Source organism: Streptomyces sp. NPDC048419 (genome assembly GCF_043200415.1).
In the GTDB taxonomy this organism is placed as follows: Bacteria; Actinomycetota; Actinomycetes; order Streptomycetales; family Streptomycetaceae; genus Streptomyces.
In genome coordinates this window covers 172,602-186,958 of sequence record NZ_JBICXT010000019.1, presented here as the reverse complement: position 1 = coordinate 186,958, position 14,357 = coordinate 172,602, and the positions used below count along the sequence as shown (strand labels likewise).

15 protein-coding genes and 1 riboswitch are annotated in these 14,357 nt (G+C 68.8%); of the genes, 12 read left to right on the top strand and 3 right to left on the bottom strand.

All coding sequences use genetic code 11. The features are described 5' to 3' along the window. From ACGFYN_RS33450 to ACGFYN_RS33440, 3 genes are all read left to right on the top strand, one after another. A partial coding sequence (locus ACGFYN_RS33450) for a cbb3-type cytochrome c oxidase subunit I (protein WP_393869668.1) occupies positions 1 to 491 on the top strand: 491 nt, incomplete at its 5' end. Then, positions 488 to 886 carry a cytochrome c oxidase subunit 4 gene (locus ACGFYN_RS33445; protein WP_393869667.1) on the top strand — a complete coding sequence of 133 codons (399 nt, stop codon included), beginning with the start codon at positions 488 to 490 and terminating at the stop codon, positions 884 to 886. The genes ACGFYN_RS33450 and ACGFYN_RS33445, both read left to right, overlap by 4 nt. A gap of 131 nt (positions 887 to 1,017) precedes the next feature. Then, complete coding sequence (locus ACGFYN_RS33440) at positions 1,018 to 2,274, top strand: Ig-like domain-containing protein (protein ID WP_393869666.1); 1,257 nt, start codon at positions 1,018 to 1,020, stop codon at positions 2,272 to 2,274. A gap of 44 nt (positions 2,275 to 2,318) precedes the next feature. Here ACGFYN_RS33440 and ACGFYN_RS33435 read toward each other — a convergent pair whose 3' ends face one another. Further along, entirely contained in the window at positions 2,319 to 2,723 is a 405-nt protein-coding gene (locus ACGFYN_RS33435; RefSeq protein WP_393869665.1) for a hypothetical protein, read from the bottom strand. A gap of 145 nt (positions 2,724 to 2,868) precedes the next feature. Here ACGFYN_RS33435 and ACGFYN_RS33430 point away from each other — a divergent pair, with 145 nt between their 5' ends. The 6 genes from ACGFYN_RS33430 (at position 2,869) to ACGFYN_RS33405 (ending at position 9,953) form a co-directional block, all read left to right on the top strand. Further along, positions 2,869 to 3,489, top strand: a complete 621-nt coding sequence (locus tag ACGFYN_RS33430) for a heme-copper oxidase subunit III (protein WP_384266476.1) — start codon at positions 2,869 to 2,871, stop codon at positions 3,487 to 3,489. Between the two features lie 77 nt (positions 3,490 to 3,566). Next, a complete protein-coding gene (locus ACGFYN_RS33425) occupies positions 3,567 to 4,376 on the top strand; it encodes a c-type cytochrome (RefSeq protein WP_393869664.1) in 810 nt (269 codons plus the stop codon). Further along, positions 4,373 to 5,428, top strand: coding sequence for a Rieske 2Fe-2S domain-containing protein (locus ACGFYN_RS33420; protein ID WP_393869663.1), 1,056 nt, complete (start codon positions 4,373 to 4,375; stop codon positions 5,426 to 5,428). Before ACGFYN_RS33425 ends, ACGFYN_RS33420 begins: the two co-directional genes overlap by 4 nt. Beyond that, the gene (locus tag ACGFYN_RS33415) at positions 5,425 to 7,059 is read left to right on the top strand and encodes a cytochrome bc complex cytochrome b subunit (RefSeq protein ID WP_393869662.1); all 1,635 of its coding nucleotides are present in this window, start codon (positions 5,425 to 5,427) and stop codon (positions 7,057 to 7,059) included. Before ACGFYN_RS33420 ends, ACGFYN_RS33415 begins: the two co-directional genes overlap by 4 nt. Before the next feature lie 122 nt (positions 7,060 to 7,181). After that, positions 7,182 to 8,246: an anthranilate phosphoribosyltransferase gene (gene trpD, locus ACGFYN_RS33410; RefSeq protein ID WP_393869661.1), complete on the top strand. Its 1,065-nt coding sequence runs from the start codon at positions 7,182 to 7,184 to the stop codon at positions 8,244 to 8,246. Positions 8,247 to 8,315: 69 nt separating this feature from the next. Beyond that, a riboswitch (SAM riboswitch) is annotated at positions 8,316 to 8,432 on the top strand. A 159-nt stretch (positions 8,433 to 8,591) separates the two neighbouring features. Beyond that, complete coding sequence (locus ACGFYN_RS33405) at positions 8,592 to 9,953, top strand: aminotransferase class V-fold PLP-dependent enzyme (RefSeq protein ID WP_393869660.1); 1,362 nt, start codon at positions 8,592 to 8,594, stop codon at positions 9,951 to 9,953. Between the two features lie 108 nt (positions 9,954 to 10,061). Here the strand turns inward: ACGFYN_RS33405 and ACGFYN_RS33400 are convergent, their stop codons facing one another. Together ACGFYN_RS33400 and ACGFYN_RS33395 are read right to left on the bottom strand one after the other, a co-directional pair. Further along, positions 10,062 to 10,343, bottom strand: coding sequence for an Lrp/AsnC family transcriptional regulator (locus ACGFYN_RS33400; protein ID WP_393869659.1), 282 nt, complete (start codon positions 10,341 to 10,343; stop codon positions 10,062 to 10,064). Continuing rightward, positions 10,340 to 11,122, bottom strand: a complete 783-nt coding sequence (locus ACGFYN_RS33395; RefSeq protein ID WP_393869658.1) for a rhomboid family intramembrane serine protease — start codon at positions 11,120 to 11,122, stop codon at positions 10,340 to 10,342. The genes ACGFYN_RS33400 and ACGFYN_RS33395 overlap by 4 nt, the downstream gene beginning before the upstream one ends. A 166-nt stretch (positions 11,123 to 11,288) precedes the next feature. Here ACGFYN_RS33395 and ACGFYN_RS33390 point away from each other — a divergent pair, with 166 nt between their 5' ends. From ACGFYN_RS33390 to ACGFYN_RS33380, 3 genes are all read left to right on the top strand, one after another. Further along, positions 11,289 to 11,528 (top strand): hypothetical protein, encoded by a 240-nt coding sequence (locus tag ACGFYN_RS33390; protein WP_393869657.1) that lies wholly within the window; start codon positions 11,289 to 11,291, stop codon positions 11,526 to 11,528. A 34-nt stretch (positions 11,529 to 11,562) separates the two neighbouring features. Further along, positions 11,563 to 12,906 (top strand): NYN domain-containing protein, encoded by a 1,344-nt coding sequence (locus tag ACGFYN_RS33385; RefSeq protein ID WP_393869656.1) that lies wholly within the window; start codon positions 11,563 to 11,565, stop codon positions 12,904 to 12,906. Between the two features lie 223 nt (positions 12,907 to 13,129). Further along, positions 13,130 to 14,164, top strand: a complete 1,035-nt coding sequence (locus ACGFYN_RS33380) for an NlpC/P60 family protein (protein WP_393869677.1) — start codon at positions 13,130 to 13,132, stop codon at positions 14,162 to 14,164. Positions 14,165 to 14,357 lie beyond the last annotated feature (193 nt).

Sequence of the window (14,357 nt, the reverse complement as noted above, 5' to 3'; positions counted from 1 at the left end):
CCGGCTTCCACTTCTGGTGGCCGAAGATGACCGGCAAGATGCTCGACGAGCGCCTCGGCAAGATCACGTTCTGGACGCTGTTCATCGGCTTCCACGGCACCTTCCTCGTCCAGCACTGGCTGGGCGCCGAGGGCATGCCGCGTCGTTACGCCGACTATCTGGCGGCCGACGGCTTCACCGCCCTGAACACGGTCTCCACGATCAGTGCGTTCCTGCTCGGCATGTCGGTCCTGCCGTTCCTCTACAACGTGTGGAAGACGGCCAAGTACGGCAAGCCGGTCGGCGTCGACGACCCGTGGGGCTACGGCCGTTCGCTGGAGTGGGCGACGTCCTGCCCGCCGCCGCGGCACAACTTCCTCACCCTGCCGCGGATCCGCAGCGAATCCCCGGCGTTCGACCTGCATCACCCTGAGATCGCCGCTCTCGACCAGCTCGAGAACGCGCCGCACGGTGACCACGCTCTGGCTGGTGGCAAGGAGGCCGGCAAGTGAAGGTTCAGGGCAAGATGTTCATGTGGCTGAGCTTCTTCGTGCTCGCCATGGCGGTCGTCTACGGCGTGTGGTCGAAGGAGCCGGCCGGTACCACGGCGCTCTTCCTGGCCTTCGGTCTGTGCATCATGGTCGGCTTCTACCTGGGCTTCACGGCCCGGCGGGTCGACGCGGGTGCCATGGACAACAGGGACGCGGACGTCGCGGACGACGCCGGCGAGGTCGGGTTCTTCAGCCCGCACAGCTGGCAGCCGCTCGCCCTCGGTTTCGGTGGCGCGCTGGCCTTCCTGTCGATCGCGATCGGCTGGTGGCTGCTGTACTTCTCGGCGCCGATCATCATGGTCGGCCTGTACGGCTGGGTCTTCGAGTACTACCGCGGTGAGAACCGCACCCAGTAGCACGCGCTGAGCGCACAAGAGCCCGGACACTCCGTCAGGAGCGTCCGGGCTCGTGCTTTTGCCGCAATAACAGTCACTCGTACGAGTTACCCGGCGCGCCGTACTTGACGGACGTCCATAGCGTCGAGGACATGAACCACTCTCCGCGCACCCGCACCGTTGCCGGCTGCACGCTGCTGGTGATCGCCCTTGGCGCGGGCGGCACCGCTTGCAGCAGCGGCGGCAACCCGCTGACCGACAAGCCGTACGACGCGACGGACCAGATCTCCTTCAACGGCCTCTCCGAGGACGGCAAGAAGGCGGATCCGGACAAGCCCCTGGAAGTCACGGCCGACGACGACCGGATCACGGACGTCACCGCCACGGATGCCGCAGGCCGCTCTGTGACGGGCGAACTCTCCACCGACGGCAGCCGGTGGCACAGCACCTCTCCGCTCGCCGCGAACGCCCACTACACGGTGCGGGTGAGCACGGAGGACGAGGACGGGGCGCCGGGGCGCAAGGTCCTCAGCTTCGACACCACCAAGCCCACCACCAAGAAGCGACTGGGCGTGACGTTCGGGCCCAAGTCGGGCACGTACGGCGTCGGTCAGCCGATCACCGCCGAACTGGACAAGCCCGTCAAGGACAAGGCGCAGCGGGCCCTGGTCGAGCGGGCGCTGCGGGTGGACTCCGTGCCCGCCGTGCAGGGCGCCTGGCACTGGGTGAGCGACAAGGAACTCCACTACCGCCCCAAGGAGTACTGGCCCGCCCACACCAGCGTCCAGGTGCACAGCAACCTCGACGGAGTGAAGATCGGCGACCGTCTGTGGGGCGCGCAGAGCAAGCCGCTGAAGCTCACCATCGGCGACAGCGTCGTCGCCGTCACCGACGCGGCCTCGCACACCATGGCGGTCTACAAGAACGGCGAGGACATCAACGACATCCCCGTCACCACCGGCAAGCCCGGCTTCGAGACCCGCAACGGCGTCAAGGTCGTACTGGGCAAGGAATACTTCGTACGCATGCGCAGTGCCACCGTCGGCATCGCCGAGGGCAGTTCGGACTCCTACGACCTGCCCGTGTACTACGCGACCCGGCTGACCTGGAGCGGCGAGTACGTGCACGCCGCCCCCTGGTCCGTCGGCTCCCAGGGCTATGCCAACGTCAGCCACGGCTGCACCGGCATGAGCACCGGGAACGCCGAGTGGTTCTTCAACAACGTCCACGAGGGGGACGTGGTGAAGGTCGTCAACTCCGGCGGCGACACCATGGAGCCCTTCGGCAACGGCTTCGGGGACTGGAACCTCTCCTGGAAGAACTGGCGCACGGGCAGCGCCCTGGTCGCCGGAACTCCCGATGCCCCGACCGCCGCAGAGAGGGCCAGGCTGCGCCCAGAGAGCGTGTGAGCCCGCGTGCGGGCAGCCGTCCCAAAGACGGCTGCCCCGGGCGGCTAGGCGCTCTGCTGAAGACTCTTGCGCCGCAGCAGCGAGGCCAGCGCGGAGGCGAACTCCACCGGGTCCACAGGCAGCGTCACAGCCGCGTCCGCACGGCTCCAGGTCGCGAGCCACGCGTCCTGCGGCCGCCCGATCAGCAGCAGCACCGGCGGGCAGTTGAACACCTCGTCCTTGATCTGCCGGCAGACCCCCATGCCACCCATGGGCACGGACTCGCCGTCCAGGACGCAGACGTCGATCCCGCCCTTGTCCAGCTCCGTCAAGACGGCCGCGGGTGTCGCACACTCCACGAACTCGACCACGGGAACGTCGGGTGCGGGCCTTCGCCCGGTGGCCAACCGGACCTGTTCGCGGGTGTTGGAGTCGTCGCTGTAGACCAGCACCGTGGCGGTCGGCTGCATTGTTCCTCCGAGACGTCAGCGTCGTACGGAAAGGCCCGTTGCGGCGGATGTTACTCCGTTCAACACCACGTCAACACCGGTATGGACGGCAGCAACACTCCGAACGGCACCCCCCGGAGTGAGGGCGGGATAAGCGACCGACATAATGTCGGACGTGGCGACAGCAACGACAGTAGATACCGGGCACGCGCACCCGTCGGTCAACCGGCCGAACCTCACCAGCGTCGGAACCATCATCTGGCTGAGTTCCGAGCTGATGTTCTTCGCGGCCCTCTTCGCGATGTACTTCACCCTGCGATCGGTGACCGGTCCGGATCACTGGAAGGAGATGGCGAGCCATCTCAACCTTCCGTTCTCCGCGACCAACACCACGATCCTGGTGCTCTCCTCCCTCACCTGCCAGCTCGGCGTCTTCGCCGCCGAGCGCGGGGACGTGAAGAAGCTCCGGGGCTGGTTCATCGTCACCTTCGTGATGGGTGCGATCTTCATCGGCGGTCAGATCTTCGAGTACACGGAGCTGGTGAAGAAGGACGGGCTCTCCCTGTCCTCCGACCCGTACGGCTCGGTGTTCTACCTGACCACCGGGTTCCACGGCATGCACGTGACGGGCGGCCTCATCGCCTTCCTGTTCGTCCTCGGCCGTACCTATGCGGCCAAGAGGTTCACCCACGAACAGGCGACCGCGGCCATCGTCGTGTCCTACTACTGGCACTTCGTCGATGTCGTGTGGATCGGCCTCTTCGCCACGATCTACCTGATCAAGTAGCCGGGCCCGTCCCGCGGCGCCGTAGGGCGCACACCACACAAGCATCGACGCAGAAGATCCTGACACCGGGGTAATCCGTGAAAAAGCTCTCCGCACGACGACGCCATCCGATGGCGGCGCTCGTCGTCCTACTCCTCGCGCTGGCATGCACCGGGGGGCTGTACGCCGCGTTCGCGCCCGCGAGCAAGGCGCAGGCCGACGAAACTGCCCAGTCTCTCGCCATCGACGAGGGCAAGAAGCTCTTCTCCGTCGGCTGCGCTTCCTGCCACGGAACCGGCGGTCAGGGCACCTCCGACGGTCCGAGCCTCGTGGGCGTCGGCAGCGCGGCCGTCGACTTCCAGGTCGGCACCGGCCGTATGCCGGCCCAGCAGCCGGGCGCGCAGGTCCCGAAGAAGAAGGTCGTCTACACGCAGGCCGAGATCGACCAGCTCGCGGCGTACATCGCCTCGCTGGGCGCCGGCCCGACCGTGCCGACCAAGGACCAGTACGGCCCCGAGGGTGCCGACATCGCCAAGGGCGGTGAACTGTTCCGCACCAACTGCGCGCAGTGCCACAACTTCACCGGCAAGGGCGGTGCGCTGACCCACGGCAAGTTCGCACCGGACCTCGAGGGTGTCGACCCGAAGCACATCTACGAGGCCATGCAGACCGGCCCGCAGAACATGCCTTCGTTCCCCGACACCACGCTGACGGAGCAGAACAAGAAGGACATCATCGCGTACCTGAACGCGGTCAACGGTGACGACACCGAGAGCCCCGGCGGCCTTGAGCTGGGCGGACTCGGCCCGGTCTCCGAGGGCCTGTTCGCCTGGATCTTCGGACTCGGCGCGCTGATCGCGGTCGCCGTCTGGGTCGCCGCTCGGACCGCAAAGGCCAAGAAGTCATGAGTAGCCAAGACATTCCAGAAGAGAACCTGCCCGCTGAGCAGGACGAACACGGCGCGGTCAGCGTCGCGGACGAGAAGAACCCGTTCGCCGACCCCGGCCTGCCGCCGCACGAGCACCGTGTCCAGGACATCGACGAGCGGGCCGCCAAGCGGTCCGAGCGCGTGGTGGCCATGCTGTTCACGGTGTCCATGCTCGCCACGGTCGGCTTCATCGCCTCGTACGTGGCGATCCCGCACGACAAGGCGATCTACGTCTTCCCGATCGGCCACATCAACGCGCTGAACTTCGCGCTGGGTCTGACCCTGGGCCTCGCGCTGTTCGCGATCGGCGCGGGCGCGGTCCACTGGGCCCGCACCCTGATGTCCGACGAGGAGATCGCCGACGAGCGGCATCCGATCGAGGCCTCGCCCGAAGTCAGGGCCAAGGTCATGGACGACTTCCGGCAGGGTGCCAAGGAGTCCGCGCTCGGCCGCCGGAAGCTGATCCGCAACACGATGTTCGGCGCGATGGCGCTGTTCCCGCTCTCCGGCGTCATGCTGCTGCGTGACCTCGGCCCGCTGCCCGGGACCAAGCTCCGTCACACGCTGTGGTCCAAGGGCAAGCTGCTCGTCAACATGAACACGAACGAGCCGCTGCGTCCCTCGGACGTCGCCGTCGGCTCGCTCACCTTCGCCAAGCCCGAGGGCCTGGAGGAGAAGGACGAGAACTTCCAGACCGAGATCGCCAAGGCCGCCCTGATGATCGTCCGGATCCAGCCGGACAACATCAAGGACAAGCGCGAGCTCGAGTGGTCGCACGAGGGCATCGTCGCGTACTCGAAGATCTGCACCCACGTCGGTTGCCCGATCTCGCTGTACGAGCAGCAGACGCACCACGTGCTGTGCCCCTGCCACCAGTCCACCTTCGACCTCTCCGACGGTGCCCGAGTGATCTTCGGCCCCGCCGGCCACGCCCTGCCGCAGCTGCGCATCGGCGTGAACGACGAGGGCTACCTCGAGGCGCTCGGCGACTTCGAAGAGCCCGTCGGTCCTGCATTCTGGGAGCGCGGATGAGCACCAACGACACCACCGCGGCACGCCGCGGAAAGGCGCCTGCCGGCGAGCGCGTCGCCGACTGGGCGGACGGCCGCCTCGGGATCTACTCCCTGGCCAAGTCCAACATGCGCAAGATCTTCCCCGACCACTGGTCGTTCATGTTGGGTGAGGTCTGCCTCTACAGCTTCATCATCATCATCCTCACGGGTGTGTACCTGACCCTGTTCTTCCACCCGTCGATGAACGAGGTGGAGTACCACGGCAGCTACATCCCGCTGCAGGGCCAGATGATGTCCGAGGCCTTCAACTCGACCGTGCACATCTCGTTCGACGTGCGTGGTGGTCTGCTGATCCGGCAGATCCACCACTGGGCCGCGCTGATCTTCCTCGCGGGCATGTTCGTGCACATGATGCGCGTGTTCTTCACGGGCGCGTTCCGCAAGCCGCGTGAGGTCAACTGGCTGTTCGGCTTCCTGCTGCTCGTCCTGGGCATGTTCACCGGCTTCACCGGTTACTCGCTCCCGGACGACCTGCTCTCCGGCACCGGTGTCCGCTTCATGGAGGGCGCGATCCTGTCCGTGCCGATCGTCGGCACGTACCTGTCGATGTTCCTCTTCGGCGGCCAGTTCCCGGGCGGCGACTTCGTGGCCCGCTTCTACTCGATCCACATCCTGCTGCTGCCGGGCATCATGCTCGGTCTGCTGGTCGGCCACCTGATCCTGGTCTTCTACCACAAGCACACGCAGTTCGCGGGCTCCGGACGTACGAACAACAACGTCGTGGGCATGCCGCTGCTGCCGGTGTACATGGCCAAGGCCGGAGGCTTCTTCTTCCTGGTCTTCGGTGTCATCGCGGCCATCGCGGCGATCGCCTCGATCAACCCGATCTGGGCCATCGGCCCCTACCGGCCGGACCAGGTGTCGACCGGCGCCCAGCCCGACTGGTACATGGGCTTCTCCGAGGGCCTGATCCGCGTCATGCCGGGCTGGGAGATCAACGCGTGGGGCCACACGCTCGTGCTGGGCGTGTTCATCCCGCTGGTGATCTTCCCGCTGGTCCTGGTCGCGATCGCGGTCTACCCGTTCGTCGAGGCCTGGGTCACCGGCGACCGGCGCGAGCACCACATCCTGGACCGTCCGCGCAACGCCCCGACGCGTACCGCGTTCGGTGCCGCGTGGGTCTCCTGGTACTTCGTGCTGATGATCGGTGGCGGCAACGACCTGTGGGCCACGCACTTCCACCTGTCGATCAACGCGATCACCTGGTTCGTGCGTGTCGGCTTCTTCGTGGTGCCGGTCCTCGTGTTCATCGCCACCAAGCGGGTCTGCCTGGGTCTGCAGCGCCGCGACAAGGACAAGGTGCTGCACGGCCGCGAGTCGGGCATCATCAAGCGCCTGCCGCACGGTGAGTTCATCGAGGTCCACGAGCCGCTCAGCCAGGACGCGCTGCACACGCTCACGGCGCACGAGCAGTACAAGCCGGCCGAGATCGGCGCGACGACCGACGAGAACGGCGTCGAGCGCAAGGTGAAGGGCTCCGAGAAGCTGCGCGCCAAGCTCAGCGAGGCGTACTTCGGTGACGAGTCCCAGATCCCGAAGCCGACCGTCGAGGAGTACAAGGAGATCACGAGCGGCCACGGCCACCACTGATCGCTGAGGCGTCGCCACGCCCCACAAAGGGCCCTGTCCGGTGTTCGGACGGGGCCCTTTGCCATGCCTTCCGGCTGGATAGGGTGGGGTCACACTCTTCTACGACACCCAGGAGCGGCCTTATGAGCGCTGTGACCCCCGCTGGAGGCGACACCGCGGCGGGCCGTTCCTGGCCCGAGGTGCTGAACGCCCTGCTGTACGGCCGCGACCAGAGCGCCGACGCGACGGCCTGGGCGATGGACCGGATCATGCGCGGCGAGGCGACGGACGCGCAGATCGCGGGCTTCGTGGTGGCCCTGCGCGCCAAGGGCGAGACCGTCGAGGAGATCACCGGTCTCGTCCGCGCGATGTACGAGCACGCCAACGTGATCGAGGTGCCCGGGCGGACGGTGGACGTCGTCGGCACCGGCGGTGACGGCGCCAAGACCGTCAACATCTCCACCATGTCGGCGATCGTCGTCGCCGGCGCGGGCGCCACGGTCGTCAAGCACGGCAACCGCGCCGCGTCCTCGGCGTCCGGTGCCTCGGACGTCCTGGAGAAGCTCGGCGTCAATCTGGAGCTGACCCCGCAGCGGGTGGCCGAGGTGGCGCAGGAAGCGGGGATCACCTTCTGCTTCGCCGTCAAGTTCCACCCGGCGCTGCGCCATGCCGGTGCCGCGCGCGGCCAGTTGGCCATCCGCACGGTGTTCAACATCCTCGGTCCGCTGACCAACCCCGCCCGGGTGCGCGCCCAGGCGGTCGGCGTCGCCGACCCGCGGATGGCCCCGGTCGTCGCGGGCGTCTTCGCCGAACGCGGCAACTCCTCCCTGGTCTTCCGCGGCGACGACGGACTGGACGAGCTGACCACCACGGCCACCTCCCGGGTGTGGATCGTCCGGGACGGCAAGGTCGCCGAGGAGACCTTCGACCCCCGTGAGGTCGGCATCGAGCTGGTGCCGGTCGAGGCGCTGCGCGGCGGCGACCCGTCGTACAACGCCGAGGTGGCCCGCAGGCTCCTCGACGGCGAGCAGGGGCCCGTACGGGACGCCGTACTGCTGAACTCGGCGGCCGCGCTCGTCGCCCTCGACCCGGGTCCGGCTTCCCTCGCCGAGCAGATCCGCGCCGGGATGGCCAGGGCGGCGGAATCGATCGACTCCGGCGCGGCCAAGCGCGCACTGGAGCGCTGGGTGGCGGCCAGCAACGCCTAGGGCGATCGCGGTCCCGGCATCCGGACACGAGTTGCGGGACCGCGATCACTTCACGTACGTTCCTTGTCAGGTCATGAGTGACAGTCATGAGGCCCCGGCCGACTGTCCGGCAACCCTCCGTCCGTGGCGGGGTGCCCCGGGTGAGGACCAGGCCGTAGGCAGCGAGGTCTACGGCAAGCGCGGACCCCTCCTGCGCCAGGGGTCCTGGTCGTCGAGGAGCCTTCTGTGAGCAAGCGAATGCGATAGGGCGTCGAGCCCCGCCTCCGCGTACCCCTTTCACCTTCTCCCGTGCTCGAGCCGTACCGCTCGCACGGTGAATCCGCATACCCCTCACAGGAGTTCGCCATGTCCGTCTCCACCGCTGCCCCCGCCCAGTCCGTTTGTGCCCCGCTGCCCGTTCTGGGGCGGGATGTCACCGTTCCGCTGGTCACCGGCGGCGAGGTCAGCTACGCGGCGCTCGACTACGCGGCCAGCGCACCGGCCCTGCAGCGCGTCTGGGACGACGTGGCGGCCTACGCCCCCTACTACGGCAGCGTCCACCGGGGCGCCGGGTACCTGTCCCAGCTGTCGACCGACCTGTTCGAGAACGCCCGCCGCACGGTCGCCGAGTTCCTGGACTGCCGGCCCGACGACCAGCTGGTCTTCACCCGCTCGACCACGGACTCGCTGAACCTGCTCGCCCGGGCGCTTCCCGCCGGCTGCCAGGTCTTCGTCTTCGAGACCGAGCACCACGCCGGCCTGCTGCCCTGGCAGGACGCCAAGGTCACCTACCTCGACGCGCCGCGCACCCCGCGGCAGGCCGTGGCGACCCTGGAGCGCGCCCTCGCCGACCGCGACCCGTACGGCCCGGCACTGGTCTGCGTCACCGGCGCCTCCAACGTCACCGGCGAGCTGTGGCCGGTGCGCGAGCTGGCCGCCGCGGCGCACGCCCACGGCGCGCGGATCGTGCTGGACGCCGCGCAGCTGGCTCCGCACCACCCGGTGTCCGTGCGGGACCTCGACGTCGACTGGGTCGCGTTCTCCGGGCACAAGCTGTACGCGCCGTTCGGCTCCGGCGTGCTGGCCGGCCGCGCCGACTGGCTGCGGGAGGCGGAGCCGTACCTGGCGGGCGGCGGCGCCAGCCGCAAGGTCACGCGGCGCCAGGACGGGGGAGTGGACGTGGAGTGGCACGACAGCGCCGCCCGCCACGAGGCCGGCTCACCGAACGTGATCGGCGCCTACTCCATCGCCTCCGCCTGCAAGGCCCTGACCGAGGCGGGCTTCGAGACCCTGGTCGCGCGCGAGGAGCACCTGATCACGAAGGTCCGCGAGGGCCTGGCCGAGGTGCCGCAGGTCAAGATCCTGTCCCTCTTCGGCGACGACGCCCCCAGGGTCGGCGTGATCTCCTTCGTCGTCGAGGGCTGGAACAGCTCCCACTTCGCCGCCGCCCTCTCCGCCGAGTACGGCATCGGCGTCCGCGACGGCCTCTTCTGCGCCCACCCCCTGGTGCGCACCCTGCTGGGCAGCGCCCCCCAGACCCAGGGCGAATGCGGCGCCCCCGAGGCCGCCCCCGGCGAGAAGTCCCTCAACGCCATCCGGGTCAGCTTCGGCGCCGGCACCCCCGACGAGCACGTGGACCGCTTCGTCACGGCCGTGCGGGAACTGGTCCGCCAGGGCGCGAAGTGGCAGTACCGCACGGAGGACGGCCGCTGCGTGCCGGCGGTCTGAGCGCCGCCGGGGTGTGAGCGAGGCGTTGGCGCCGGGGTGAGCCTTGGCGCCGCGCTCGTACCAGGCCGCCGACCGCACGACGAACACCCAGCCGCCGGACGGCAGGTGTCAGGAGTCCAGGCCGATCGCGAACGCCGCCTCCAGGTCGTGCTGGGAGTAGGTGCGGAACGCCACGTGCGTGTCCGTGGCCTCCACGCCGGGGATCTTGCTGATGCTGCCCGGGATGACGTCGGCCAGGTCCTCGTGCTGCGTGACCCGGACCATGGCGATCAGGTCGTACGTGCCGGTGACCGAGAAGACCTCGCTCACGGACTCCAGCGCAGCGATCGACTCCGCGATCTCGGGGATCCGGTCCACGCTGGTCTTGATGAGGACGATCGCGGTGATCACGGCTGGTTCTCTCCCTCGGGGGCCGGAGCTGGGGCGGACTTCACTTTAGCCGCCCGCCCGTCGCCCACCACCGCCCTTCCAAGGCCGCCCTTCGGGCCCTTCTTCCCGAACCGCGCCCAGGCGTAGCAGAAGCCCAGCCCGAAGCCCACCAGATGGGCCAGGTACGCCACCCCCGGCCCCTGGTCCGCGCGGCCCGCCGCCAGCCACTGCAGGGACGCCCAGAACGGCAGGACGACCCACGCGGGGAAGCGCACGGGGAGGAAGAAGAGAAACGGGAGCAGGCTTGTGACCCTGGCCGTGGGGAACAGGTAGAGAAACGCGCCGAGGACGGCGGAGATCGCCCCGGACGCTCCCACCAGCGACTGCTCGGAGGCGGAATTGGCGGCCGCGTACCCCAGCAGGGCCAGGTAGCCGCAGCCGAGGTAGAAGAGGGCGAACTCCGTGCGGCCCATCCGCTCCTCGGTCATCACGCCGAAGACGTAGAGGAAGAGCATGTTGCCGAGCAGGTGCACCCAGTTGCCGTGGACGAACAGGGCCGTGGCAGGGGTCAGGACCGCCCTGAGGGAGCCCTGGAACAGCTCGGCCGGAATCACACCCCACCGGTGGAAGTACGCGCGCTGGGCGGCGAGCAGCGCCTCCCCGGAGCCGTAGGCCTGATTCAGACCCGAGGCCGGGCCGATCACGAAGACCAGGCAGCACAGGATGAGCAGCGTGTATGTGACGGGCGCCGAGGGATACCGGCTCGTTCTGCTGACGGTCGGGCTCCGGTGGCTGATCATGGACACAGAGCATGACGTAAGGGGGCGCACTCGCACAGAACGCCTCGCCGCCGTGGACGGGCGGGCGGCGGGTTGCCGCCAGGCCGTAGGGTTACGGCCACACGCTCCAGGGAAGCTGGCGCGTCGCGGACAACAGACGGCCCAGAAGGAAAAGGTACAAGTCACGATGACGGTTCCCCTGCCGACCGCCTCGACACGGTGGCGCTGCACGCTCTGCGGCAACCTCACGCGGTTCGACGTGACCCGCTCGTCGAAGGTCGTCGAGTACATCCATCTCGATCTGGCCGGTGAGCCGAAGGTCGAGGAGCGCGAGGTGGTCAGTGAGACCATCGAGTCGGTGCGCTGCCGCTGGTGCAACGCGCTGGATCAGGTGGAACTCGTGGACAGGCCGGGCGCCGACTCCTGAGCGGAGCGGCCCCACAGGTAATGGGGTGTGACGGATGGTGGAGACCGCAGGCGGGGGGCCGGGCGACGGCACCGCCGAGGTGCTTGACCGTCCGCTGCCCGACGGAGTGCGCCGCAAGGTCGTCCAGATCGTCTCGGACGGGTTCGGCGGGCTGACCGTCGTCGAACTGCCCGCACAGCTCAGGCAGTACGCCCGCTTCACCCCCAGCCGCCGGGCCAAGTTCGCCGGCAACGCGATGGCGGCGGCGCTGGAGACCGATCCGCTGTTCCGGCAGCGGATCGGGGAGAAGCTCAGAGAGGCCCAGCCGGAGCTCACCGGCGCTCTCGACTCCGGCTCGCCGCCCCCGGCCGCGGACCCGCTCGACGTGGCGGCCGCGGCCTATGTTCTGCGGCCCACCGGCTGGGTCAAGCTCGTGACGGCGGCCGGCGAGGAGGCCCAGCGGGCCGACGCCGAGCGCGCCGACGAGGAGAGCCGGGCCGAGCTGGAGCGGCTGCGCGAGGAGCTCGAGCAGGCCCGTGAGCAGACCCGGCTCGACACCGAGCGGCTGCGCACCGATCTGGACGCCGTCCGCAAGGAGGCCGACTCGGCGCACCGCAAGCTGCGTGCGGCCCTCAGCGACGTCAAGCGGGGCGAGGCGGCCCTGCGCAAGGTCCAGGGCGAGATGGACGCCGCACGCGCCGAGGCGCAGACGCAGGTGTCCGCCGCGGAGAGCGAGTCCCGGCGCCTGAAGGCGCGGCTCGGCGAGGCGGAGGCCGCCCTGGAGGCCACGCGCAGAGCGGCGCGCGAGGGGCGCAGTGTCGAGGACATGCGCGTGCGGCTGCTTCTGGACACCCTGCTGGACGCGACCCAGGGGCTGCGCCGGGAACTGGCGCTGCCACCCGTCTCCGTACGGCCGGCGGAGACGGTCGACGCGGTCGAACCGGGACGAATGACGCCGAAGGACATCGCCGCGCGGGCGCTGTCCGAGAACGACCCGGCGATCCTGGACCAGTTGCTCGCCCTGCCGCAGGCCCATCTGCTCGTCGACGGCTACAACGTCACCAAGACAGGCTATCCCCAAATGCCCCTGGAGAAGCAGCGGTTGAGGCTGCTGGGCCAGCTCTCGCAGCTCGCCGCGCAGACCGGCGCCGAGGTCACCTGTGTCTTCGACGGGGCCGAACTGGTCGCGCCGGTGCTGCTGGCGCCCCCGCGCGGCGTGCGGGTGCTGTTCTCCAAACCGGGCGTGACGGCCGACGAGTTGATCCGCCAGCTGGTGCGCGCCGAGCCGCCGGGGCGGCCCGTCATCGTCGCCTCCACCGACCGTGAGGTGGCCGACGGGGTGGCCAAGGCGGGTGCCCGGCCGGTCGCCTCCGCCATGCTCCTGAAACGGCTTTCCTGAGGCGCTGTCCCGAAGGTCGAACTTCTAGGTTTAATGCCCGAATTGGCGGGATCGTCACGCAACGTAGTGTCAACCGCACATCACCGCACGTGAGTTGCGTGTAAAGAATGCATGCTGTGACGAGATTTTGCTCCTGAGGATTTGATCTGATCACGATGAGGTCACTAGGGTCTGGCTCCGAACCTCCGAGCGGGTGATCACTCAGAAGAAGGAGTTCACCTTCGTGGCGACCCACCGTCGACCCAAGCAGCCGAGCCGTGCGCGCGTGACCGTGCTCACCACCGCGGCTGCTGCAGCCGTAGCCATCAGCGCCCAGGCCGCCAATGCCGCGCCCAGTGAGAAGCCCTCCAAGGACGAGGTCAAGGCGAAGGTCGACAAGCTGTACGAGGAGGCCGAGCAGGCCACCGAGAAGTACAACGGCGCCAAGGAGAAGCAGGAGAAGCTCCAGAAGGAGATCTCCACCATCCAGGACAACGTCGCCCGCGGCCAGGAGGAGCTCAACGAGCTCCGTGACTCCATAGGCATGGCGGCGGCCGCGCAGTACCGCTCCGGCTCCATCGACTCCTCCCTCCAGCTCTTCCTGTCGTCGAACCCGGACGACTACCTGGACAAGGCGTCCACCGCGGACCAGCTCAGCTCCCAGCAGGTCGAGGCGCTGAAGAAGATCCAGGAGAAGCAGCGCGAACTCGCCCAGGAGCGCTCCGAGGCGTCCGACAAGCTCAAGGACCTCGCCTCCACCCGCACCGAACTGGGCAAGAAGAAGAAGCAGGTCCAGAGCAAGCTCGCCGAGGCGCAGAAGCTGCTCAACACCCTGACGGCCGCCGAGAAGGCGGCGCTCGCCGCCGCGGACCAGCGCGCCAGCCGCTCCTCCGCGGATCGCGTCGACCTCGGCGACACCGGCTCCGCCTCCGGCCGGGCGGCAGCGGCCTTCTCCGCCGCCCAGACCCGGATAGGTTCGCCCTACGTCTACGGCGCCACCGGCCCGTCCTCCTTCGACTGCTCGGGTCTGACCTCCTGGGCCTACGCCCAGGCCGGCGTCTCCATACCGCGCACCTCCCAGGCCCAGGCCAACGCCGGTACGCGCATCTACAGCGAGAGCCAGCTCAAGGTCGGCGACCTCGTGCTCTTCTACGGCGACCTCCACCACATCGGCCTCTACGCCGGCAACGGGCAGGTGCTGCACGCCCCGCACACCGGTGCCAGCGTGCGCTACGAGTCGATCGCCAACATGCCGTTCCAGTTCGGCGTCCGGATCTGACTCCGGGCACCTCGAGTCCGCATCAAGATCAGCGCAACGTGCCGCCCGAACGGGCGAATTGCGTGAACCCGCACTGACCCCGCGCCCCGCCGATGACCTGCGTCAGAGGCGGGGCGTCACGTTGTGTGGCCCACGACGTCTTTGGCCGCCGCCCCGCCGCGGGGCTACTGTCTGCCGCGTTTCCCTGCTCCGG

Bases quoted from the DNA above. Each gene is read 5' to 3' on its own strand.
- ACGFYN_RS33440 (WP_393869666.1), top strand. From the start codon at position 1,018: ATGAACCACTCTCCGCGCACCCGCACCGTTGCCGGCTGCACGCTGCTG.
- ACGFYN_RS33435 (WP_393869665.1), bottom strand. From the start codon at position 2,723: ATGCAGCCGACCGCCACGGTGCTGGTCTACAGCGACGACTCCAACACC.
- ACGFYN_RS33430 (WP_384266476.1), top strand. From the start codon at position 2,869: ATGTCGGACGTGGCGACAGCAACGACAGTAGATACCGGGCACGCGCAC.
- ACGFYN_RS33420 (WP_393869663.1), top strand. From the start codon at position 4,373: ATGAGTAGCCAAGACATTCCAGAAGAGAACCTGCCCGCTGAGCAGGAC.
- ACGFYN_RS33415 (WP_393869662.1), top strand. From the start codon at position 5,425: ATGAGCACCAACGACACCACCGCGGCACGCCGCGGAAAGGCGCCTGCC.
- trpD (WP_393869661.1), top strand. From the start codon at position 7,182: ATGAGCGCTGTGACCCCCGCTGGAGGCGACACCGCGGCGGGCCGTTCC.
- ACGFYN_RS33405 (WP_393869660.1), top strand. From the start codon at position 8,592: ATGTCCGTCTCCACCGCTGCCCCCGCCCAGTCCGTTTGTGCCCCGCTG.
- ACGFYN_RS33395 (WP_393869658.1), bottom strand. From the start codon at position 11,122: ATGATCAGCCACCGGAGCCCGACCGTCAGCAGAACGAGCCGGTATCCC.
- ACGFYN_RS33390 (WP_393869657.1), top strand. From the start codon at position 11,289: ATGACGGTTCCCCTGCCGACCGCCTCGACACGGTGGCGCTGCACGCTC.
- ACGFYN_RS33385 (WP_393869656.1), top strand. From the start codon at position 11,563: ATGGTGGAGACCGCAGGCGGGGGGCCGGGCGACGGCACCGCCGAGGTG.